At 41.7% G+C, this 23,372-nt stretch carries 18 protein-coding genes and 3 rRNA genes; 11 read left to right on the top strand and 10 right to left on the bottom strand.

Annotation, left to right across the window (positions count from 1 at the left end; all coding sequences use genetic code 11):
• The first annotated feature begins 11 nt into the window (after positions 1-11).
• Entirely contained in the window at positions 12-659 is a 648-nt protein-coding gene (gene yrfG, locus CIK86_RS12685; RefSeq protein ID WP_011326848.1) for a GMP/IMP nucleotidase, read from the top strand.
• A 15-nt stretch (positions 660-674) separates the two neighbouring features.
• Here the strand turns inward: yrfG and CIK86_RS12690 are convergent, their stop codons facing one another.
• The 3 genes from CIK86_RS12690 to CIK86_RS12700 form a co-directional block, all read right to left on the bottom strand.
• Positions 675-1,298: a dUTP diphosphatase gene (locus CIK86_RS12690; RefSeq protein ID WP_086994344.1), complete on the bottom strand. Its 624-nt coding sequence runs from the start codon at positions 1,296-1,298 to the stop codon at positions 675-677.
• A 106-nt stretch (positions 1,299-1,404) separates the two neighbouring features.
• Positions 1,405-1,773, bottom strand: a complete 369-nt coding sequence (locus tag CIK86_RS12695) for a YacL family protein (protein WP_011326846.1) — start codon at positions 1,771-1,773, stop codon at positions 1,405-1,407.
• 114 nt (positions 1,774-1,887) lie between these two features.
• Positions 1,888-2,106, bottom strand: a complete 219-nt coding sequence (locus CIK86_RS12700) for a hypothetical protein (RefSeq protein ID WP_011326845.1) — start codon at positions 2,104-2,106, stop codon at positions 1,888-1,890.
• Positions 2,107-2,420: 314 nt separating this feature from the next.
• Between CIK86_RS12700 and uvrD the strand changes: the two genes are divergently transcribed.
• Both uvrD and CIK86_RS12710 read left to right on the top strand, forming a co-directional pair.
• Positions 2,421-4,586 carry a DNA helicase II gene (uvrD, locus tag CIK86_RS12705; protein ID WP_086994347.1) on the top strand — a complete coding sequence of 722 codons (2,166 nt, stop codon included), beginning with the start codon at positions 2,421-2,423 and terminating at the stop codon, positions 4,584-4,586.
• Positions 4,564-6,633, top strand: coding sequence for a GNAT family N-acetyltransferase (locus CIK86_RS12710; RefSeq protein WP_086994350.1), 2,070 nt, complete (start codon positions 4,564-4,566; stop codon positions 6,631-6,633). The genes uvrD and CIK86_RS12710 overlap by 23 nt, the downstream gene beginning before the upstream one ends.
• A gap of 305 nt (positions 6,634-6,938) precedes the next feature.
• Here CIK86_RS12710 and rrf read toward each other — a convergent pair.
• The 6 genes from rrf to rph form a co-directional block, all read right to left on the bottom strand.
• Positions 6,939-7,053 (bottom strand): 5S ribosomal RNA (gene rrf, locus CIK86_RS12715).
• Positions 7,054-7,198: 145 nt separating this feature from the next.
• Positions 7,199-10,087, bottom strand: a 23S ribosomal RNA gene (locus CIK86_RS12720).
• Between the two features lie 300 nt (positions 10,088-10,387).
• Positions 10,388-11,923 (bottom strand): 16S ribosomal RNA (locus CIK86_RS12725).
• The 16S, 23S and 5S rRNA genes sit together here, the layout of an rRNA operon.
• Before the next feature lie 577 nt (positions 11,924-12,500).
• On the bottom strand, positions 12,501-12,881 hold the full coding sequence (locus CIK86_RS12730; protein WP_011329424.1) for a diacylglycerol kinase: 381 nt from the start codon (positions 12,879-12,881) through the stop codon (positions 12,501-12,503).
• Positions 12,882-12,936: 55 nt separating this feature from the next.
• The gene (gene pyrE, locus CIK86_RS12735; protein WP_011329425.1) at positions 12,937-13,581 is read right to left on the bottom strand and encodes an orotate phosphoribosyltransferase; all 645 of its coding nucleotides are present in this window, start codon (positions 13,579-13,581) and stop codon (positions 12,937-12,939) included.
• Positions 13,582-13,599: 18 nt separating this feature from the next.
• A complete protein-coding gene (gene rph, locus CIK86_RS12740) occupies positions 13,600-14,313 on the bottom strand; it encodes a ribonuclease PH (protein WP_011329426.1) in 714 nt (237 codons plus the stop codon).
• Positions 14,314-14,476: 163 nt separating this feature from the next.
• Here rph and CIK86_RS12745 point away from each other — a divergent pair, with 163 nt between their 5' ends.
• The 6 genes from CIK86_RS12745 to CIK86_RS12770 all read left to right on the top strand — a co-directional run bounded on the left by CIK86_RS12745 (position 14,477) and on the right by CIK86_RS12770 (position 20,865).
• Positions 14,477-15,337 (top strand): YicC/YloC family endoribonuclease, encoded by an 861-nt coding sequence (locus tag CIK86_RS12745; protein ID WP_011329427.1) that lies wholly within the window; start codon positions 14,477-14,479, stop codon positions 15,335-15,337.
• Positions 15,338-15,453: 116 nt separating this feature from the next.
• Complete coding sequence (gmk, locus tag CIK86_RS12750) at positions 15,454-16,074, top strand: guanylate kinase (protein WP_086996270.1); 621 nt, start codon at positions 15,454-15,456, stop codon at positions 16,072-16,074.
• Positions 16,075-16,199: 125 nt separating this feature from the next.
• On the top strand, positions 16,200-16,475 hold the full coding sequence (gene rpoZ, locus CIK86_RS12755; protein WP_011329429.1) for a DNA-directed RNA polymerase subunit omega: 276 nt from the start codon (positions 16,200-16,202) through the stop codon (positions 16,473-16,475).
• A 128-nt stretch (positions 16,476-16,603) separates the two neighbouring features.
• On the top strand, positions 16,604-18,712 hold the full coding sequence (gene spoT / locus CIK86_RS12760) for a bifunctional GTP diphosphokinase/guanosine-3',5'-bis pyrophosphate 3'-pyrophosphohydrolase (protein WP_086996267.1): 2,109 nt from the start codon (positions 16,604-16,606) through the stop codon (positions 18,710-18,712).
• 12 nt (positions 18,713-18,724) lie between these two features.
• Positions 18,725-19,117, top strand: a complete 393-nt coding sequence (locus CIK86_RS12765) for a RidA family protein (protein ID WP_011329431.1) — start codon at positions 18,725-18,727, stop codon at positions 19,115-19,117.
• 140 nt (positions 19,118-19,257) lie between these two features.
• The gene (locus CIK86_RS12770; RefSeq protein ID WP_086996264.1) at positions 19,258-20,865 is read left to right on the top strand and encodes a FapA family protein; all 1,608 of its coding nucleotides are present in this window, start codon (positions 19,258-19,260) and stop codon (positions 20,863-20,865) included.
• A 102-nt stretch (positions 20,866-20,967) separates the two neighbouring features.
• Here the strand turns inward: CIK86_RS12770 and asnA are convergent, their stop codons facing one another.
• A complete protein-coding gene (asnA, locus tag CIK86_RS12775; RefSeq protein WP_086996261.1) occupies positions 20,968-21,963 on the bottom strand; it encodes an aspartate--ammonia ligase in 996 nt (331 codons plus the stop codon).
• Between the two features lie 191 nt (positions 21,964-22,154).
• Here asnA and asnC point away from each other — a divergent pair, with 191 nt between their 5' ends.
• Both asnC and trmH read left to right on the top strand, forming a co-directional pair.
• Positions 22,155-22,613, top strand: a complete 459-nt coding sequence (gene asnC / locus CIK86_RS12780; protein WP_011329434.1) for a transcriptional regulator AsnC — start codon at positions 22,155-22,157, stop codon at positions 22,611-22,613.
• Positions 22,614-22,652: 39 nt separating this feature from the next.
• Positions 22,653-23,339 carry a tRNA (guanosine(18)-2'-O)-methyltransferase TrmH gene (gene trmH, locus CIK86_RS12785; RefSeq protein WP_086996258.1) on the top strand — a complete coding sequence of 229 codons (687 nt, stop codon included), beginning with the start codon at positions 22,653-22,655 and terminating at the stop codon, positions 23,337-23,339.
• Positions 23,340-23,372 lie beyond the last annotated feature (33 nt).

Raw genomic sequence — 23,372 nt, forward strand, 5'->3', positions numbered from 1 at the left:
GGGAAAAGCCCATGCTAAATTGGTCAAAAATCGATACAGTTTTACTCGATATGGATGGAACATTACTCGATTTACATTACGATAGCCATTTTTGGCTTAACGTTATTCCACAACAGCACGCATTAGCAAAAAATATTAGCTTTGAAGCAGCGCAAGCTGATATTTCAAAACGCTACCAAGCCGTTAGCGGAAAAATACAATGGTACTGCTCAGATTATTGGGAGCAACAGTTAAACCTGCCTATTATGGAACTAAAGCGACAGTCTAAGCACTTAATAAAAGTGCGCGACGATGTGCCGTACTTTTTAACTGAACTTAAAAAAGCAGGTAAAGAGTTAATTTTACTTACTAACGCCCACCCTGAGTGTGTAATGCTTAAATTTGAGCAAACTGCAATTGATAACTACTTAGATGGAGTCGTATCGACTCATGAATATGGGGTAAGTAAAGAGCAGCAAAGCTTATGGCAACAGGTGCAAAGTGACTTAGGATTTAATAAAAGCCGTACGCTTTTTGTTGATGATAGTGTTCCTGTGCTCAACGCAGCACGCCAATACGGTATTGAACACTTGCTTGCGGTTGCTAACCCAGACAGCCAACAACCACATAACGATATAGCCGATTACTTAAATGTTACCGACTATCGCAAGCTAATTTAATTATTTTAGCGCAAACTATTTTGTTGGATATCGTGCCTCTAAGCCTTCGTACACTAATTTTGCAAAATCTGCATGTTCGGTATTAAGGCTTTTAACAACTTCTACTAAATGCTCGTTATCTTCTTGGCCATCCCACACTTTAATGTAACTGCCATCTTTATAGCCATGATCTTGGCGGAAGAAGTTTAAGGTATTTTTACCTACATAACCTCGGTATAAATCGTCAATATTCATACCTATTTGTGCCATACAACCTGCAAAAGCAGCCGCATTAAAAGTTTTATCTGCGACAGCAGATGCCGCCAATACTTCCAGTGTTTGCTTAAAGTCATCGGCTTGATGGGCAGTGCTTAATTCTAGCTCAAGCTGTTTAGCTATTTTTTCGTAGCTGGTGATACCGTCAATTCTGAGTGACAAGCCAAAATGAAAAATATCCACTAACTCTAAAATAACTTGTTCGGTATCAGGCGTTTGTTTTTTCCACCATTTCCAACCGTAATGATCGAGCATTTCTGCACACTCAACCCAAATGGCTCTGTACCAATCAAACCCTTGGCTAAACCATTGGTCATGTACTTTGGTATTCATGGCATTTTGCATTTCTAGCATCACTACTAGTTTGTTTAAATTGGCAGACATATCAATTCCTGTCGTTTTTGATTAGCTAAATTTTCATTAGTGTAATAATACAGATAAAATGCTTGTTGTGCATTGCTGTATATTTTCATTAGTGTGCTAACTATGTTTATCTTGAAGTCGTAAACTCATGCCATGAGTTTATTAGGTCTATAAAATCTTCAAAACCACAACCACTGCTTAGGCCATTTTCTTCAAGCATTAAATCGTCGTCTTGATAAGCCATAAGATCTTCACTGTCTTGGTGCAGAGCATGGGCTTCAAATAGAGCTTCGTCTTTCGTTAAAATTAAATCTATTTCTTGGCCCTTTAGCGTTAAAGGCTCAAAGCTTGAACTCACCGATGCAATAAGCGCTTGCACCATAGCTATTTTATCTTTGCCTATTTCTTCGTTTAACCAGCGGCCAATTATGGCATGCTCGCTACTTATTTTAATGCGTAATCCGCTAATTGGATCGCGAATAAATTGATATTCCATACGTATCACTTTTAAATCGTTAGTTGCGCAATTATATACGTAAATAGCTGCAGACGCTAAAAAGCAAAATAGCGCCAAAAGGCGCTATTTTATAAAGCTTTAATATTAATTACGTCACGATCTATAACGTGCTGCATCAATAATTGCCCAAACATATACAATAGCGGCAATTATTCCTGGCACAATTAAAAACCATAATGCCGCACCACCAAAAAATAATATAGCGAATATAAGCGCGGCAAGAATACGCCCTTGCACTAGCTGCCCCAACCCCGGGAAAAATATATTACATAATGCTGCGATTACGTTACCGCCTGAACCTTGTCCTGACATACTAACCTCTGTAGTTTATTTAATTTTTATATTTTAGCTATAGAATTACTTACACACTCTATGCCAATTTAATAAATGTTACAAATCATATAGTTGTATTTTTATCAGTTTAACGCTGTGGTGATTTTTACTAAATTGAGGTCAAATTAGCAATTTTTATTATATCTTTTTAACCTTTTCCGTTTTTGATTCGCTATCAAGCTACTAGTTTAGAACATAATTTTATGAATAGCTGTGTATAAAAACAGTATTTTATTTAGCCTAACAAAAACACCTGCTATACTGCCCGCATTATTGATTAAAAAGGCGTAACGATGGACGTTTCACAATTACTCGATGGCTTAAACGACAAACAACGCGATGCCGTTGCAGCCCCACTACAAAACATGCTGGTATTAGCAGGTGCTGGGTCTGGTAAAACACGAGTGTTGGTTCATCGTATTGCTTGGCTAATGCAAGTTGAGCAAGCCTCAGCGTATAGTATTTTTGCGGTTACCTTTACTAATAAAGCAGCTAAAGAGATGCGTACTCGCGTTGAAGAGACGCTAAAAGCGCCGGTTGGTGGTATGTGGATTGGTACTTTCCATGGTTTGTCGCACCGTATTTTACGCGCGCACCACCGTGAAGCAAAATTACCCGAAGCATTTCAAATTTTAGACTCAGACGATCAGCTACGTATGATCAAACGTTTATTAAAATCGATGAATATTGATGATAAAAAATGGCCCGCTAAACAGTTTGGTTGGTACATAAGCGCTAAAAAAGATGAAGCACTTCGCCCTAAAGATATTCAAGCCTACGATATTAACGAGCAAATGATGCTGCGCGTGTACGCGGCGTATCAAGAAGCATGCGACAGAGCAGGCTTAGTCGATTTTGCCGAAATACTACTGCGCAGCTACGAAGTACTCAAAAATAACCCTACACTACTGCACCATTATCAACAGCGCTTTGCACACATGTTAGTAGACGAGTTTCAAGACACCAACACCATACAATACGCATGGTTAAAACTACTTGCTGGCGACTCCAATAGTATTATGATTGTTGGCGATGACGATCAGAGTATCTATGGTTGGCGCGGTGCAAAAATAGAAAACATTAAACGTTTTTTAACTGACTTTAGCGCAGAGACCATTCGTCTTGAGCAAAACTATCGCTCTACCGCCACTATATTAAAAGCCTCAAATGCCCTGATCCAAAATAACTCAGAGCGTATGGGTAAAAGCTTATGGACCGACGGTAACGAAGGCGAACCTATTTCTATTTACGCCGCATTTAACGAGCTAGACGAAGCGCGTTTTGTAAGTAGTAAACTGCGTAGTTGGTTAAATGCCGGCAATGCGCTGCAAGATGCGGCTATTTTATATAGAAGTAATGCGCAATCACGTGTACTCGAAGAAGCCATGCTACAAGAAGGCCTAAAGTATCGTATTTATGGCGGCATGCGATTCTTCGAACGCCAAGAAATTAAAGACGCCCTGTCGTACTTACGCATAATAGGTAACCGTCAAGACGATGCTGCATTTGAACGAGTAATTAATACTCCAGCTCGTGGTATTGGCGATAAAACGCTAAGCCATATACGCGACTGTGCACGCGCCGAATCGTTACCACTTTGGTATGCAGCAAAAGCAATTGTAGAGCAACAACATTTATCTGGCCGCGCTTCTGGTGCAGTGAGTAAGTTTGTCGAACTAGTAGAGCATATTGAAGATAAAATTAGCGATCTAACGCTACATGAGCAAGCTAAGTACGTTATTCAAACTTCTGGGTTAATGGCAATGTACCAAGCCGAAAAAGGTGAAAAAGGCCGTGCCCGAGTAGAAAACTTAGAAGAACTTATTAGCGCTTGCGATCAGTACGAATTGCCTGAGGAAGAAGAATATAGCTCTCCTCTACAAGGCTTTTTAGCGCATACCTCGCTTGAATCTGGTGAAGGACAAGCAGAAGAGCACGAAGACGCCGTACAAATGATGACATTGCACTCAGCTAAAGGTTTAGAATTTCCGTTAGTGTTTATGGTTGGCGTAGAGGAAGGTATGTTCCCTTCTCAACAAAGTAATGAAGAGTCTGGCCGTTTAGAAGAAGAACGCCGCCTTTGTTATGTAGGTATGACCCGCGCTATGGATAAACTATATATTAGCCATGCCGAAAGCCGTCGTTTATACGGACAAGAAAAATACCATACACCATCGCGCTTTTTACGGGAAATTCCCGAGGACTGTGTTGAAGAAATTCGTATTAAAACCCAAGTATCTCGACCACCCGCTGCAGGGCGTTTTAGCGCATCAGTTAGTCACGCTGCATTTGAAGATAGCGGCTTTAACTTGGGGCAACGTGTACTGCATGCTAAATTTGGTATTGGTACAGTACTTAATTACGAAGGTGCGGGTGCGCAATCTCGCGTACAAGTCAACTTTGATGATTTAGGTAGTAAGTGGTTAGTAACGGCATATGCAAGACTACAAGCTATATAAAAAGCAGCTCATACAACTAGAGCAACAATTAGCTGGCGCGCATCACCGCCAGCTAGTGCTTGTTACTGGCAATGATAATTGGTGCTATGAGCTGACAAACTCACTAGTACAAAATACTAATACACTTACTCTATCTAAACATTGTGCACTTAAAAATGCTCAATGGCCTGCACACATTCACCAAATATTAGGACAAGAATTTACCCACGCCATTTACGATGGCTTTAGTGGCTTATACCCCGATAAGTTGGCCGCAATTGCTGGTACAGTTAGAGCTGGCGGAGTATTGTTTGTATTACTTCCTGAGCTGGGTAACCTAAATAACTGGCAAGATCCCGCATTAAAAAGTGTCCAGTCTCATGGCCACAGCAATCAATATAGTTTATTCAATCAGCGTTTCAGCTCTATTATTAAAAGCTTACCGGCCTTGCATTACAGTGAAGAATTTGGCTGCATCAATAATAATTATAACTATGTCCTGCACAGTAATATTGATTTTGAACCGCAGAAAAACTGCGTAGCACAAATAGTAAAATTAGCTCATGGACGCGCCAATAGACCGCTACTGATCAATGCAGATAGAGGCCGAGGAAAGTCAGCCGCATTAGGCCTAGCAGCCGCAAAATTAGCTGATAAAAATGTAATTATTTGCGCCACTCAATTTAGAGCAACACACAGCAGCTTTAAACACTTAGCTGCACAGCTAAATGTTAATTACGATCCATTACAAAAACAGCTTGCTAACATGCAATATATTGCGCCAGACGCTCTGTTAAATGAGCTTCCCGAGTGTGACGTACTCTTAGTAGATGAAGCTGCTGCTATCCCAGTGCCTATGTTATTAAGCATGTTAGCGCATTATCCTCGTATTGTATTTGCAAGCACCTTAGTAGGTTATGAAGGCAATGGTAGAGGCTATACAATTCGCTTTAGTCAATATATTAAAAACCACTACAAAGCTTCTAAAGTAATTACTCTTGATGAGCCATTGCGCTTTGCTAAGCAAGATCCACTTGAGCAGCATATTCGTAGTTTATTAGCACTTGATGCACAGTATCAAGAGACTAATAGCAATAAATCGCAGATTCCTAAGCATAGTGAAGTAACTCAGCAACAACTCGTAACTGATGAAGCACTATTGTGCCAAGTCGTTGCTTTACTTGCACTTGCTCATTATCAAAGTAGTGTGAATGATTTACGCCAGTTGTTAGATGCGCCATCGCAACGCATATTTATAAGCAAAATAGACAAGCTATTAGTGGGTGTATGCTTAATCGCTATAGAAGGCGGTTTAAGCCCTGAACTTACCGAGCAAGTTATAAGTGGTGAGCGCCGCCCACAAGGGCATTTAATGGCGCAAACACTTGCACAACTGAGCTTTAACAGTGGTTTTTTAACTTATTTAAGTGCGCGAGTTGTGCGCATTGCAATTGATCCAAGCTCACATAATTGTGGCCTAGGAAAAGCATTACTGGGCTATAGCGAGTCACAAGTAAAAGAACAATGTACTTGGTTTGGTGCTAGTTTTGGTGCCACTGCACAATTGCTAAACTTTTGGCAAAACCTAGGCTTTAATGCTGTTAAATTAGGTTACCAGCGCGACAAAAGCACTGCTGAGCACGCAACACTCGTTGTTAAATCTCTTAATGCACCACAGCAAAGTTTGCAGTCACTGATTAAGCAGTTTCAATACGAGCTGTTTTATGGCCTATTAAGTCACTTTAAATCACTAGAATGGCAACTGGTTAGCACATTACTGCGCTCATTTAATGATGAGGTAATAGCTTCTGATACGTTAAGGTTATTTACACAGCAACTCAGCAGTAACCGCTTTACTATTTCACCCACTCTCTGGCGTTTAATTAGCCAAAGCCCTGCTGCAATGACTAAGTTAACAAGTAATCAACAGCAACTTTTAATTCAAACAGTTTTACAACATCATACCGATGAGCAACTTATTAAAAATTTAAATCTCAGCGGCAAAAAACAATTAGAACAACAGTTTAAAAACACAACTAACATACTCGCTAAGCAACTTTCTTCATAAGGCTTTTGGCTTTTAGCTTTTAGCCTTTCACTTTTCTGCAGACGTAAAAAAGCCCGACTATTTCTAGTCGAGCTTTCTATAATTTGGATCCTGGTAATGTCGTAGTGCCCACAGCGGTAGAAAATCACAGTGCAAATGCACCACATTCATTGGCTAGTGGTGATATTTTTATGATTTGAGTATCGGGTATCGCGTTGCTCGCCCGACCTACGCGGGAGACTTGTGTACATTATTCACCCACATTTCACTTTTCTACAGACGTAAAAAAGCCCGACTATTTCTAGTCGGGCTTTCTACAATTTGGAGCCTGGCAATGTCCTACTTTCACATAGCAAATGCTACACTATCATCGGCGCTGTTTCGTTTCACTACTGAGTTCGGCATGGGGTCAGGTGGGTCCAAAACGCTATGGTTACCAAGCAAATTAGGGCGTTAATTCGTATCACTACAAATTAACTGAATTTGGAAAATATCTGATAATATTTTTTAAGTCTTTGCGTAAATATCTACTTTAGCAATATTAACTTCTTGCTTGAACTGTCACATAAAACGCGTTTGGCGTTGTATGGTTAAGCCTCACGGGTAATTAGTACAAGTTAGCTTAATGCCTCACAGCACTTCCACATCTTGCCTATCAACGTTGTAGTCTCCAACGGCCCTTCAGAGAGCTTATAGCTCTAGTGAGAAATCATCTCGAGGCCTGCTTCGCGCTTAGATGCTTTCAGCGCTTATCAGTTCCGAACGTAGCTACCGGGCAATGCCATTGGCATGACAACCCGAACACCAGCGGTTCGTTCACTCCGGTCCTCTCGTACTAGGAGCAACCCCTCTCAATTCTCAAACGCCCACGGCAGATAGGGACCGAACTGTCTCACGACGTTCTAAACCCAGCTCGCGTACCACTTTAAATGGCGAACAGCCATACCCTTGGGACCGACTTCAGCCCCAGGATGTGATGAGCCGACATCGAGGTGCCAAACACCGCCGTCGATATGAACTCTTGGGCGGTATCAGCCTGTTATCCCCGGAGTACCTTTTATCCGTTGAGCGATGGCCCTTCCATTCAGAACCACCGGATCACTATGACCTACTTTCGTACCTGCTCGACGTGTCTGTCTCGCAGTTAAGCTGGCTTCTACCATTACACTAACCGTACGATGTCCGACCGTACTTAGCCAACCTTCGTGCTCCTCCGTTACTCTTTAGGAGGAGACCGCCCCAGTCAAACTACCCACCAGGCACTGTCCGTAACCCCGATTCAGGGGCCAACGTTAGAACATCAAAACTACAAGGGTGGTATTTCAAGGTTGACTCCAACAAAACTAGCGTCTCATCTTCAAAGTCTCCCACCTATCCTACACATGTAGGTTCAATGTTCAGTGCCAAGCTGTAGTAAAGGTTCACGGGGTCTTTCCGTCTAGCCGCGGGTACACAGCATCTTCACTGCGATTTCAATTTCACTGAGTCTCGGGTGGAGACAGCGTGGCCATGGTTACACCATTCGTGCAGGTCGGAACTTACCCGACAAGGAATTTCGCTACCTTAGGACCGTTATAGTTACGGCCGCCGTTTACCGGGGCTTCGATCAAGAGCTTCTCCCTAAGGATAACCCCATCAATTAACCTTCCGGCACCGGGCAGGTGTCACACCGTATACGTCATCTTGCGATTTTGCACAGTGCTGTGTTTTTAATAAACAGTCCCAGCCACCTGGTCACTGCGGCTCCCGTCCGCTTAGAGAGCAAGTCTCATCACAGATAGGAGCGTACCTTCTCCCGAAGTTACGGTACGATTTTGCCTAGTTCCTTCACCCGAGTTCTCTCAAGCGCCTTAGTATTCTCTACCTGACCACCTGTGTCGGTTTGGGGTACGATTCCATATAATCTGAAGCTTAGAGGCTTTTCCTGGAAGTATGGCATCAGCAACTTCATCACCGTGGTGACTCGTCTCGTGTCTCAGGTTTAATGTTCGTCCGGATTTACCTAAACAAACGCCCTACTCACTTTCACATGGACTACCAACGCCATGCTTGCTTAGCCTGCTCCGTCCCCCCATCGCAATTATATCGAGTACAGAAATATTAATCTGTTTCCCATCGACTACGCCTTTCGGCCTCGCCTTAGGGGTCGACTTACCCTACCCTGATTAACATGGGATAGGAACCCTTGGTCTTCCGGCGTGGGAGTTTTTCACTCCCATTATCGTTACTCATGTCAGCATTCGCACTTCTGATACCTCCAGCAACCCTCCCGGGTCACCTTCAACGGCTTACAGAACGCTCCCCTACCACTCATCCTAAGATGAATCCGCAGCTTCGGTGCATAGTTTAGCCCCGTTACATCTTCCGCGCAGACCGACTCGACCAGTGAGCTATTACGCTTTCTTTAAAGGATGGCTGCTTCTAAGCCAACCTCCTGGCTGTCTGGGCCTTTCCACATCGTTTCCCACTTAACTATGACTTTGGGACCTTAGCTGGCGGTCTGGGTTGTTTCCCTCTTCACGACGGACGTTAGCACCCGCCGTGTGTCTCCCGGATATTACTTTACGGTATTCGGAGTTTGCAAAGGGTTGGTAAGTCGGGATGACCCCCTAGCCTTAACAGTGCTCTACCCCCGTAAGTATTCGTCCGAGGCTCTACCTAAATAGATTTCGGGGAGAACCAGCTATCTCCCGGTTTGATTAGCCTTTCACTCCTAACCACAAGTCATCCCCTAACTTTTCAACGTTAGTGGGTTCGGTCCTCCAGTTGATGTTACTCAACCTTCAACCTGCTCATGGCTAGATCACCGGGTTTCGGGTCTATACCTTGCAACTATTCGCCCAGTTAAGACTCGGTTTCCCTACGGCTACCCTAATCGGTTAACCTCGCTACAAAATATAAGTCGCTGACCCATTATACAAAAGGTACGCAGTCACCCAACAAGTGGGCTCCTACTGCTTGTACGTACACGGTTTCAGGTTCTATTTCACTCCCCTCACAGGGGTTCTTTTCGCCTTTCCCTCACGGTACTGGTTCACTATCGGTCAGTTGGGAGTATTTAGCCTTAGATGATGGTCCACCTATATTCAGTCAAAGTTTCACGTGCTCCGACCTACTCGATTTCACTTAAAATGTCTTTTCATGTACGGGACTATCACCCTGTATCGTGGCGCTTTCCAGCAGCCTTCCATTAACACATAATAAGCTTAAGGGCTGTTCCGATTTCGCTCGCCGCTACTTTCGGAATCTCGGTTGATTTCTTTTCCTACGGGTACTTAGATGTTTCAGTTCTCCGCGTTCGCCTCGTTAACCTATGTATTCAGTTAACGATACCTGCAAGCAGGTGGGTTTCCCCATTCGGAAATCCTAGTCTCAAGTGCTTTTTACTAGCTTGACTAGGCTTATCGCAAGTTAATACGTCCTTCATCGCCTCCAACTGCCAAGGCATCCACCGTGTACGCTTAGTCACTTAACCATACAACCCAAACGGGTCTTTGTTGTGTGACAGTTTAACTTCGCCAGAAGTCAATATTGAATACTAAAGTAGATACCAATCAATCAACTCGTAAGAGTTAATTAAATGGCACTGAATGGTACTGCTACCATTCTTTTTTTACTTTTGAAAACTCTTGATAAATAACAATGTTATTCATCAGAATTTTATTATCAGCTTTTCCAAATTTTTAAAGAGCATATTAATTAGTTATCCCGAAGGACAAGCACTAATTAACAATCATCTGTGTGGACACTACGAACAAATAAGTTCTAAATCGTATAAGGAGGTGATCCAGCCCCAGGTTCCCCTAGGGCTACCTTGTTACGACTTCACCCCAGTCATGAATCACTCCGTGGTAAACGTCCTCCCGAGGGTTAGACTATCTACTTCTGGAGCAACCCACTCCCATGGTGTGACGGGCGGTGTGTACAAGGCCCGGGAACGTATTCACCGCGTCATTCTGATACGCGATTACTAGCGATTCCGACTTCATGGAGTCGAGTTGCAGACTCCAATCCGGACTACGACGCACTTTAAGTGATTCGCTTACTCTCGCGAGTTCGCAGCACTCTGTATGCGCCATTGTAGCACGTGTGTAGCCCTACACGTAAGGGCCATGATGACTTGACGTCGTCCCCACCTTCCTCCGGTTTATCACCGGCAGTCTCCTTAGAGTTCTCAGCATTACCTGCTAGCAACTAAGGATAGGGGTTGCGCTCGTTGCGGGACTTAACCCAACATCTCACAACACGAGCTGACGACAGCCATGCAGCACCTGTATCAGAGTTCCCGAAGGCACCAAACCATCTCTGGTAAGTTCTCTGTATGTCAAGTGTAGGTAAGGTTCTTCGCGTTGCATCGAATTAAACCACATGCTCCACCGCTTGTGCGGGCCCCCGTCAATTCATTTGAGTTTTAACCTTGCGGCCGTACTCCCCAGGCGGTCTACTTAATGCGTTAGCTTTGAAAAACAGAACCGAGGCTCCGAGCTTCTAGTAGACATCGTTTACGGCGTGGACTACCGGGGTATCTAATCCCGTTTGCTCCCCACGCTTTCGTACATGAGCGTCAGTGTTGACCCAGGTGGCTGCCTTCGCCATCGGTATTCCTTCAGATCTCTACGCATTTCACCGCTACACCTGAAATTCTACCACCCTCTATCACACTCTAGTTTGCCAGTTCGAAATGCAGTTCCCAGGTTGAGCCCGGGGCTTTCACATCTCGCTTAACAAACCGCCTGCGTACGCTTTACGCCCAGTAATTCCGATTAACGCTCGCACCCTCCGTATTACCGCGGCTGCTGGCACGGAGTTAGCCGGTGCTTCTTCTGTCAGTAACGTCACAGCTAGCAGGTATTAACTACTAACCTTTCCTCCTGACTGAAAGTGCTTTACAACCCGAAGGCCTTCTTCACACACGCGGCATGGCTGCATCAGGCTTGCGCCCATTGTGCAATATTCCCCACTGCTGCCTCCCGTAGGAGTCTGGGCCGTGTCTCAGTCCCAGTGTGGCTGATCATCCTCTCAAACCAGCTAGGGATCGTCGCCTTGGTGAGCCATTACCTCACCAACTAGCTAATCCCACTTGGGCCAATCTAAAGGCGAGAGCCGAAGCCCCCTTTGGTCCGTAGACATTATGCGGTATTAGCAGTCGTTTCCAACTGTTGTCCCCCACCTCAAGGCATGTTCCCAAGCATTACTCACCCGTCCGCCGCTCGTCAGCAAAGTAGCAAGCTACTTTCTGTTACCGCTCGACTTGCATGTGTTAGGCCTGCCGCCAGCGTTCAATCTGAGCCATGATCAAACTCTTCAATTAAAAAGTTTTATGTCTTTCGACAGCTCAATGAATTCTGAATTTTTTAATATCTTTCGATATTGAATTGACTGTGCCGAAGCAACTTATAAATAAGTTACTTCTGTTGGTCACTCAGTTTTCAATTGAGACTCTAATTTGTTTGCCTTACTTAGCGAACTAAGCTTGGCTGTTAGAACTCAATCTGTACGAGTGCCCACACAGATGATTGCTTTATATTGTTAAAGAACGTTTTGAGTCGCTTTAGCGTCTCAAGGGATGCGTATAATACATCCTTTATTTTTCGAGTCAACACTTTGTTTTAAACTTTCTTTTTGGAAGATTTAAAACCGAAGTTTTATTTAACTCTCTGAGTAGTTGCTGCCTTGCTATGCATCGTCCGCTGCGCGTCGCCATATCCCTTCTCAGTGGGGTCGCATTATAGGGAGATCCGAAAACAGATCAACTGTTTTTTAAAGAAAACTTGAAATAAACTGCTGTTCGCTGAGTATTTGAGCTAAACACGTTAAAAATACAACATAACTAGCAAGCTATTAACAACTAAAGATATTTTTATACCTTCTCATATTTAAAAGTAGGGTTAAACGATCTTTATATAAAGGCTAATGCCCCAGATGATCACGACGATCGACAATGCAAGTGTTACTGCAGCAGATCCCATATCTTTGGCTCTACCTGATAATACATGCCGCTCTGTGCTTACCCGATCGGTTAGGGCTTCAATTGCGGAGTTTAATAATTCGACTATAAGCATAATCAGTAGCGTACTAACAAGTAGTGCCCAATGAAGTAATGACGAAGCTAACCAAAATGATAGTGGTAACAAAATAATGCATAGGAGTAGCTCTTGTCTAAATGCGACTTCTTCTTTAAACGCGGCTTTAAAGCCAAGGTACGAACAATAGCTTGCTTTAAAAACACGCTTGAGACCGAGGCCATTTGGTTTTAATACATCTTTCATTAATAAACTCTATAAATGAAGGTCAAAATAAAGCCCCGCATTGCGAGGCTTTTATTTACGCTACACCGTATTGGTCGCGGTAAGCTTTAACTGAGGCTAAATGCTGATCCATAGTCCCTTGGCTTTCAAGGTAACTAATTAGATCTGCTAGTTTTACAATAGAGATGACTTTGGTATTAAAGTCTCGTTCAACTTCTTGAATAGCTGATAACTCGGCTTTACCTTTTTCTTGGCGATCAAGGGCGATCAATACACCACTTAGATCTGCGCCATTCTCTGCGATAATTTCCATCGACTCACGAATAGCAGTGCCGGCGGTGATCACATCATCCACTAGCATGATTTTACCTTTAAGTTCAGAGCCTACTAATGTGCCACCCTCACCGTGTGCTTTTTTCTCTTTACGATTAAAACAATAAGGTACATCTTTATTGTAATGATCTGCTAGAGCAACTGCGGTTGTCGTTGCAATAGGAATACCTTTATAAGCAGGGCCAAATAATACATCGTACTCAATGGCGGCATCTTCTAATGCTGCAGCATAAAAACGGCCTAAACGCGCTAAATCTCGTCCTGTATTAAATAAACCAGCATTAAAAAAGTACGGGCTAGTGCGGCCTGACTTTAAAGTAAATTCACCAAACTTTAATACCTGCTTTTCTAAAGCGAACTCAATAAACTCTATTTGATAATCTTTCATATACAGTGATCCTTTGCGTTATGCTAATGCTTGCTTTTGTACGTCGATAATTTCACGAATAGAGTGCTTAGCTAATGTAAGTAACTCATCGAGTTCGTCGAACGAAAACGGTTCACCTTCGGCAGTTCCTTGAATTTCGATAATTTTGCCGGTTTCGGTCAGAATGACGTTCATATCGGTTTCTGCTGCTGAATCTTCTATGTACTCTAGATCACTAATGGCTTGGCCTTTATAGATGCCTACCGAAATTGCTGCAATCATGTATTTAAGTGGGTTTGAATTGATCATCCCTTTAGCACGCATATGCGTAAGTGCGTCAACTAATGCAACACAGGCACCACTAATAGATGCGGTACGTGTTCCGCCATCAGCTTGAATAACATCGCAATCAATAGTAATAGTGTTTTCGCCAAGCGCTTTTAAATCAACAGCAGCACGAAGTGCACGCGCAATTAAGCGTTGAATTTCCATAGTACGACCGCCTTGTTTTCCACGCGCCGCTTCACGGGCATTACGTGTGTGCGTTGCACGCGGTAACATACCGTATTCTGCATTGATCCAACCTTTACCTTGGCCTTTCATAAAACGAGGTACACCCGATTCAACTGTGGCAGTACAAAGCACCTTAGTATTACCAAACTCAACAAGTACTGAGCCTTCTGCATGCAAAGTATAATTACGTGTAAATGTAACAGGTCTAATTTGGTTAGCTGTTCTTTCGCTTGGACGCATTGACGATCCCCTTAATTCAGAATTTGCGACATTATAAGTGCATGTCGGTGTAGATGCCATGCTGATTGTAAAATATTCAGTCTATTAAATTTTCCCTAGAGCTTAAGCAGTGTTACGGTATAATCATTGTAATATTGTATTTATTAATTTTAGGAAACTATCCATGATCCACAGTATGACTGCTTACGCGCGTCGCGAAATAAAAGGCGATTGGGGCACCGGCACTTGGGAAGTTCGTTCAGTGAACCAGCGCTACCTTGAAACATTTATTCGTGCCCCAGAGCAATTTCGTGGCATGGAGCCAGTAATTCGTGAGCGCTTACGTAAACATTTACAACGCGGTAAAGTTGAAGTTTTCTTAAAGTTTGTAGCAAACCCTGCGCATGTTGGCGAGCTGTCAATTAATGAAGCACTTGCAGAGCAGCTAATAAATAGTGCTAAGTGGGTACAACAACACAGTGATGGTGACATTAACCCAGTTGATATACTACGCTGGCCTGGTGTTATGGAAGCACAAGAGCTTGATATGGATAGTGTAAATACTGCTCTTATTGCAGGCTTTGACCAAGTAGTAGAAGATTTTAAATCTGCACGTGGTGATGAAGGTGAAAACCTACAAGAGATGATAGCTACTCGCCTTGAAGCTATTTTAGAGCAAGTAGCTATTGTAGAAACGCACATGCCTGAAATTGCCAAATGGCAGCGCGAAAAGTTAGCGCAAAAACTCGAAGATTTAACGGCTAATATTGACGAATCACGCCTTGAACAAGAGCTTATTTATTTAGCCCAAAAACAAGATGTGGCTGAAGAATTAGATCGCTTAAAGTCGCATGTTAAAGAAACCAAAAAAATTCTTACAAAAGGCGGGGCATGTGGTCGTCGTTTAGACTTTATGATGCAAGAGTTTAACCGCGAAGCAAACACATTAGCATCTAAGTCTATCAATAGTGACATTACTACTGCCGCTGTAGAGCTAAAAGTGCTGATTGAGCAAATGCGTGAGCAGATCCAAAATATTGAGTAATGCTTTAATGTTCAAGCCTTAAAATTGAGCACTAAGAGTTAATTAAAGTGCAATAGTGTTATTAAAGGCTTGAGTTATTTATAACTCAAGCCTATTTATTTTAGATAGAGAAAAACATGGCTCAAACTCGCGGAAACTTATTTATTTTATCGGCACCATCGGGAGCGGGTAAATCAAGCTTAATAAATGCGTTATTGAAAAAGCATGCGGATATGAAGGTATCTGTATCACACACGACTCGCGCTAAACGACCTGGTGAAGAAAATGGTGTACATTACCATTTTGTATCAACCGATGAATTTAAAGTACTTATAGCTAAAGAGGACTTTTTTGAATGGGCGCAAGTGTTTGATAACTACTATGGCACATCAAAACAAGCTATTGAGTCGCAACTAGATGCTGGTATTGACGTGTTTTTAGATATTGATTGGCAGGGCGCGCAGCAAGTGCGTAAAATTATGCCTAGTGTACAAACTATTTTTATTTTACCGCCTTCAAAAGCAGAACTAGAGCAACGCTTGAATAACCGTGGCCAAGACTCGCAAGAAATTATTGCTGGGCGTATGGCACAAGCGCAATCAGAAACGTCACATTACAACGAATACGACTTTGTAATTGTTAATGATGACTTTGATACTGCACTAACCGACATAGAAACAATTGTTATGGCGCAGCGTTTAACATTAAAAATGCAAAGCGTTCGTCATCAAAGTTTACTAAATAGCTTACTTAAATAATGTAAGCTTTGCTTATATTGCTATTAAGCAAGTAAAACAGATAAAAATTAACCACTGGCTATTGGCGAAACAGGCTGCTTGCAGTAAACTACGCCTTTGCTTTTAAATTATTTTGGAGTGCTGAGATGGCCCGCGTAACAGTTGAAGATGCAGTAGATGCAATTGGTAATCGTTTTGACTTAATTTTAGTTGCGGCCCGTCGTGCCCGTCAAATTGCTGTTGGTGGTAAAAGACCACTAGTAGACCCTGAAAACGATAAGCCTACGGTAATTGCTTTACGTGAAATTGAATTAGGTTTGGTAGATAGCTCATCAATGGACGTTATTGATCGTGAAGAGCAACAACATCAAGAAGCAGCTGAATTAGCTGCTGTTGCTGCTATTGTTGGTGGCAACCAATAATCAACCTCCCGGTCTGATTTTAGCCAGCGGCGCAGTATTTCTTCACTAGCCGTTGGCAATCCTGTCTTTTCATCGTATATTCTTAACTTACCGTTTCCTATTTGCTTCACAAGAACATTGGAGTGTGAATGTATCTTTTTGAAGGTCTTAAAAAGAAAATCTCAGAATACTTGCCAGCCGCCGACGTTGAGCTGGTGCAAAAAGCCTATGTGGTAGCCCGAGAGGCCCATGAAGGACAAACTCGTTCAAGTGGCGAGCCCTACATTACTCACCCTGTTGAAGTAAGTCAAATTCTTGCAAGTATGCATCTTGACCATGAAACACTTATGGCTGCGTTGATGCATGATGTTATTGAAGATACGAATTTTAGCCAGCAAGACTTAGCTGAAATTTTTGGTGATACTGTTGCTGAGTTAGTTGAAGGGGTAAGTAAGCTCGATAAACTTAGCTTTAAAGATAAAAAAGAATTCCAAGCTGAGAATTACCGCAAAATGATTATGGCAATGACCCAAGATATTCGGGTTATTTTAATCAAGCTTGCCGACCGTACGCACAATATGCGCACATTAGGCTCACTTCGCCCTGATAAGCGTCGCCGTATTGCCCGCGAAACATTAGAAATTTATGCGCCAATTGCCAATCGTTTAGGTATTCATGATATTAAAAATGAGCTAGAAGATTTAGGTTTTCAGGCTTTATATCCGATGCGTCATCGTGCACTTAAATCTGAAGTTGCTAAAGCACGAGGTAATCGCAAGGAAGTTATTTCTAACATTCAAAACGAAATAGAAATGCGCCTTGAGCAATCAGGAATAAAAGCAACTGTGTCTGGCCGCGAAAAGCATATTTATAGTATTTATAAAAAAATGCTTAATAAAGAGCTGTTATTTAATGAAGTAATGGATATTTATGCGTTTAGAATAGCGGTTGAATCTATGGATACCTGTTATCGCGTTTTAGGCGTAGCACATAACTTATATAAACCAATTGAAACACGCTTTAAAGATTATATTGCCGTGCCAAAAACCAATGGCTACCAGTCTTTACATACCTCTTTAGTGGGTCCGCATGGGATTCCGGTTGAAATTCAGATCCGTACCCATGACATGGATCATATGGCAGATAAAGGGGTCGCTGCACATTGGATGTATAAAAAAGCAAATGATGGTGGCGCTGGAAGTACTGCACAGCAACGTGCACGCCAATGGATGCAAAGCCTGTTAGAGTTACAGCAAAGCGCTGGCTCGTCGTTTGAGTTTGTTGAAAATGTAAAAACTGAATTATTCCCTGAAGAAATTTACGTATTTACACCTGATGGTCGTATTATTGAGCTACCTATGGGCGCAACAGCGGTTGATTTTGCTTATGCGGTGCATACTGACGTGGGCCACACTTGTGTTGGCGCACGTGTTAATCGCAAACCTTACCCGTTGAGTAAACCAATTGATACAGGGCAAACGATAGAAATAATTACCAGCTCTGGCGCTCACCCTAATGCAACTTGGCTAAACTTTATTGTTACAGGTAAAGCGCGCTTAGGGGTTCGTAATTACCTTAAAAGCCAGCATCACGAAGAAGCACTCCTTTTAGGCCGACGTTTACTCGATTCTGCATTGGGTGAAAGTAAGCTCGACAGTATTGCCCAAGAAAATATCGACAGAGTACTTAAAGAGCATGAGCTCACTACAGTACAAGCGTTATTAGTTGAGATTGGTTCTGGCAATTTAATGAGTATGCTAATTGCAAAACGTTTATTGCAAAACGAGGATGGTGATGTAGCCAATATTGCCAAGCACGCCAAAGCAACCATTATTGGTACTGAAGGCATGCTAGTTAACTATTCTAAATGCTGCCGCCCTGTTCCTGGTGATGCTATTACTGCACACATCAGCCAAGGTAAAGGACTAACAGTTCATCGCCAAGAATGTAAAAACATTCGTGGGTGGGAAAATGATCGCTCTAAATACTTAGTGGTTAAATGGGATGACAACCCTGAAAAAGAATATATTGCGGCTTTACGTGTTGAAATTATTAACCACCAAGGTGCACTCGCTAAGTTAACTAATGTGGTTGCGACAACACAAGCTAATATTGTAGAAATTGCCACCGATGAAAAAGAAAGTAATTTATACGTGATAGATTTAGGGATTACCGTTAAAAACCGTATCCATGTTGCTAATATTATGCGTCGCATTCGTGTGATGCCTGATGTGCAAAAAGTCTATCGTAAAAAGTAAAATAGGAAACACATGAATAAAGCATTTATCTCTACCGACAAAGCACCTGCTGCAATTGGCACTTATAGCCAAGCAGTTAAAGTAGGCACTGCTGTTTATTTATCTGGTCAAATACCCTTAGTACCTGAGACGATGGAAGTCATATCAGAAGACTTTGCGCAGCAAACACACCAAGTATTTAAAAATATTGCTGCGGTATGTGAAGAAGCAGGTGGTCAAATTCAAGACTTAGTAAAAGTGAATATTTACCTTACCGACTTATCTAACTTTGCAATAGTTAACGAAGTAATGAGCCAATACTTTAAAAAACCATACCCTGCCCGTGCAGCTATTGGTGTAAGAGCTTTACCTAAAAATGTACAAGTTGAAATTGATGGAATTATGGAGTTACCTTCCACTAACTAACTTACTCTAAGAGCTATAGCCAAAGCTGTAGCTCTTATTCTGCTACTTCCTGCGCATTATTACCCTCAATTCTTGACTCAAAAGTAAATTTCTAGCACTCTATTAACAAACTTAGCTTTGATAATAAAAAGGATTAACCCGTGTTTAAGCTTGCTCATAACGGAAATGTATTACTTGATATCGGTAAGCACTCACCCCCTTCAGCCGCTTTTATTATTAAAGCACTGGAAGAGTCGAATTTTTGTGATTGTAAAATAGATTATGACTCTATTAATAACTTTTTTAAAAGTAAAAACCCTGAGCCTATTTTGGTAGTAGCAACTAAGCACGATGCAACATTAAGCGTGACTATTAGTGATGACAAAATGCTCGCTATTGGCGAATTAACCTTGGCTCAAGGCGGTAATGTTCTTAGTTTAGATGATGCAAAAATACAGCTGGTAAAAGCGCGGGTAGCAAGAGGTTATAAACAAGCTTTTTTAGAGCAACTCCTACAAAAACAATTTGAAATGCCTGCAGGAAGCTCAACTAAAGGTATTTTAGCTAAAGGCAGATTACCTATTGATGGCCAAGATACTAAATTTAATACTTTAGTAAAAACACTTAAAGATCGCCTAAAAGCGCCAAAACTAAAAGATGATGGCAGTGTTGATATGCGCGACTTTGGTAAATTAGCCAGTGTACATCCTGGCGAAAGACTTATTCGCCAGCAACCAGCCACGCCAGGTAAAGAAGGGTTTAATGTACTTGGCGACTTACTTCCAGCCAAACCAGGTAAAATAATCTCTTTAATTTCTGGTGCTGGGACTAAAATCTCTAAATCTAATCCACTTGAGCTTGTCTCTACTATTGCTGGCGTACCCGTTGAAATAAATAATGGCATGCGTGTTGATGATATTTTTACCATATCAGAAGTTACAGTAAAAAGTGGTCATATTAATTTTGATGGTAGCGTTATTGTTAGTGGCAACATAGAGCCAGGTATGCGAGTAAAGGCTAAAGGCGATATTACTATTTTTGGTACTGTTGAATCTGCACAATTAACAGCTGATGGTAACATTACCGTAAAACAAGGTAGTATTGGCCATTATAAACCTGAAGATAAATCACTCTCTTGCACACTCAACTGTAAAGGTGACATCTATATTTCACATGCACAATATAGCTACCTTGAAGCAACTAACATAATTATTGAACGCCAAGCAAGTCACTGCTCAATAAAGGCTGTTAATCTACTACAAGTTGGTCAAGCAGAGCTCCCCAAGGGTAGGCTGTTTGGCGGAGAAGTGCTAAATGCAACAACCCTTATTGCTGGGGAAATAGGCAATGAGTCGGGGGCAAAAATGGTCATTAACTTAGCTGCATCGGGGGCCGAAATCACTGCTGATACCGATAATTGCTTTCAAGACTTAGCAAATGCCGATAAACAACTTGATACCTTACAAGTAGCATTAGAAAAAGCCGATCTGCTTAAGGACATAGAAAAAAAGAATATGCTTATTGGGAAAATTGGCGCTACTCAGCAGCATTACTGCCAACAAGCCGAGCAGTTAGAAAAACGCCTATCCATACTAGAAAATAATTTACATGATTTATTAAATAATGCCAACTTAGCAGTCAACAACATTTTACATTCAGGGGTAGTGATACATATTTTTGATAAAGTACTCAAAACTACGCGAACTTATCCTCCGTGTAGTGTAAAGCTGCAAAATAATAAAATTGAGGTGGAATTTAAAACACATTAAAAATGAGTGCTTTAAAAGCACTCATTAAGTCAACCTACTTAACTAAGGGGCTATTTAAATTTGTTAAATTGCCCAAGCAGTTATACTAGTTGGCCTTATTATTTATAACAAGCCATCAAATGCAGCATGAGTGTGCTGCGGCCATGCACTCACTTGTACTTGGCCAATATGTGGTTTTTGTAATAACAACATAACAAGACGAGATTGACCAATACCACCACCAATTGTTTGCGGGAATTTATTTTGTATTAATGCCTTATGCCAATCAAACTCTAAACGGTCTTCGTCACTCGTCATACTTAATTGTTTTTGCAACACATCTGGACTAACTCGGATCCCCATTGAAGATAGCTCAAATGCGTCTTTTAATAATGGGTTCCACACTAAAATATCACCATTTAATCCTGCGTATTTGTCACAGGTTGGCGTTGACCAGTCATCGTAGTCTGGTGCTCTTGCATCATGAATTTTACCATCACTCAATTTACCACCAATGCCAATTAAAAATACCGCCCCGTACTCTTGTGCAATCGCTTTTTCTCGTTGCTTAGCACTAAAATCTGGGTACATTTCTCGCAGCTCTTCGCTATGTACAAATGTAATACTGCTTGGCAAAAATGGCGTAATACCAAATTTATCGCTAACAAATTGTTCCGTTTTTTTAATACCGGTATAGATTGCTTCAACTGTTTGTTTAAGTGTAGTTAGTGTGCGCTCGCTATCTTGGCAGATCACCTTTTCCCAATCCCATTGATCAACATATACTGAGTGAATAGGACTCAACGAGTCTTCATCTGGGCGTAACGCCTTCATTTGTGTATAAATGCCTTCACCATGAGAAAAGCTATGATCTCCTAATGTTTTACGTTTCCACTTTGCAAGTGAGTGCACTACTTCGTAACGGCTATCTGGAATAGCTTTTATATTTACAGCTACCGCATTTTCATGGCCACTTAAGTTGTCTTGAGTGCCATCGCCCACTCGAGCAAGTATAGGAGCTTGTACTTCTATTAATCCTAATTGCTGCTCTAGTTGCTGTGAAAAAAAATGCTTAACTTGACTTATTTGCTGCTGCTGCTGCACATAAAGTGAACTCATAATAATTGGCCTCATTCCCAGTTATTGTACTTTCGTAACTCATTGCGTCTTAAATAACGCTTCAATATGGTTATCGTAACAATTTAATTATTTAACTCAATAACCCACAATAAAAATAGCTTTAATATATTAAAAGCATCAATTAAATGCTATAAAACATTAAGATTCAACAATCAAAGAGTGTAAAGGTAATGGAAAATTATCAAATCGATAATCTCGATAAACAGATTCTGCATGCATTAATGGCCAATGCACGCACACCCTACGCAGAATTAGCAAAACGTTTTAATGTGAGTGCCGGCACAATTCATGTTCGTATTGAAAAAATGAAGCAAGCGGGGATCATCACAGGAACTCAGTTAACTATCAGCACCAAGCAGTTGGGCTATGACGTGTGCTGTTTTATTGGGATTAATTTAAATAGTGCACGCGACTATCCGCAAACCTTAATTAAACTAGAAGCACTAGAGGAAGTTGTTGAAGCTTATTACACCACTGGTAACTACAGTATTTTTATCAAAGTAATGACTCGATCAATCGATCATCTGCAAGATGTACTGATAAATAAAATACAAGCAATTGAAGCTATTCAATCAACGGAAACTCTTATATCGCTACAAAACCCAATTAGCCGCACAGTAATGCCTTAACACTAAAAATCTCGTATAATTACTGAAAAAAGGATAATCATGCAGCAAACTCGCTATCAAAGAATCGCAGACGTACTTTCGCGCCGACAAACTGACCTAACAGTGTGTTTAGAGGACGTACATAAACACCATAACCTTTCCGCTATCGTAAGAAGTGCAGACGCAGTAGGTTGTCATCATGTGCATGCCGTATGGCCAGAAAACCAAAAGTGGCTTACTAATAATACCTCTGGTGGTAGTAAAAACTGGCTGGAAACACATTTACATAAAAATATTGACGATGCGGCAACAGCCATGCGTGCTCGTAATCCCGATATACAAATACTCGCGACTCACTTATCAACCGATGCCGTTGATTTTAGAGAAATAGACTATACTAAGCCAACCGCCATTATTGTCGGCCAAGAAAAAACAGGGATCTCAGAGCAAGCTTTAAAACACGCTGATCAAAACATTATTATACCCATGCAAGGGATGGTTCAATCACTAAATGTATCCGTTGCAGCTGCATTAATACTCTTTGAAGCTCAACGTCAGCGCGAACTTGCAGGGCTTTATAATCGCAATATGTTGAGTGATGAAATTAAACATCCCATTTATTTTGAAGGGTGTCACCCTATTATTGCTCGGCAATGTAAGCTAAAAAAGCTTCCCTACCCGGTACTCGATGAGCACGGTGAAATAGTAGCTGATGAACAGTTTTGGCAAGCTTTAAAACATGCTTGATGCCACGTCGCACTATAAGTACACTTAACTCAC

The sequence above is a fragment of the Pseudoalteromonas sp. JB197 genome (assembly GCF_002332205.1).
GTDB lineage: Bacteria > Pseudomonadota > Gammaproteobacteria > Enterobacterales > Alteromonadaceae > Pseudoalteromonas > Pseudoalteromonas nigrifaciens.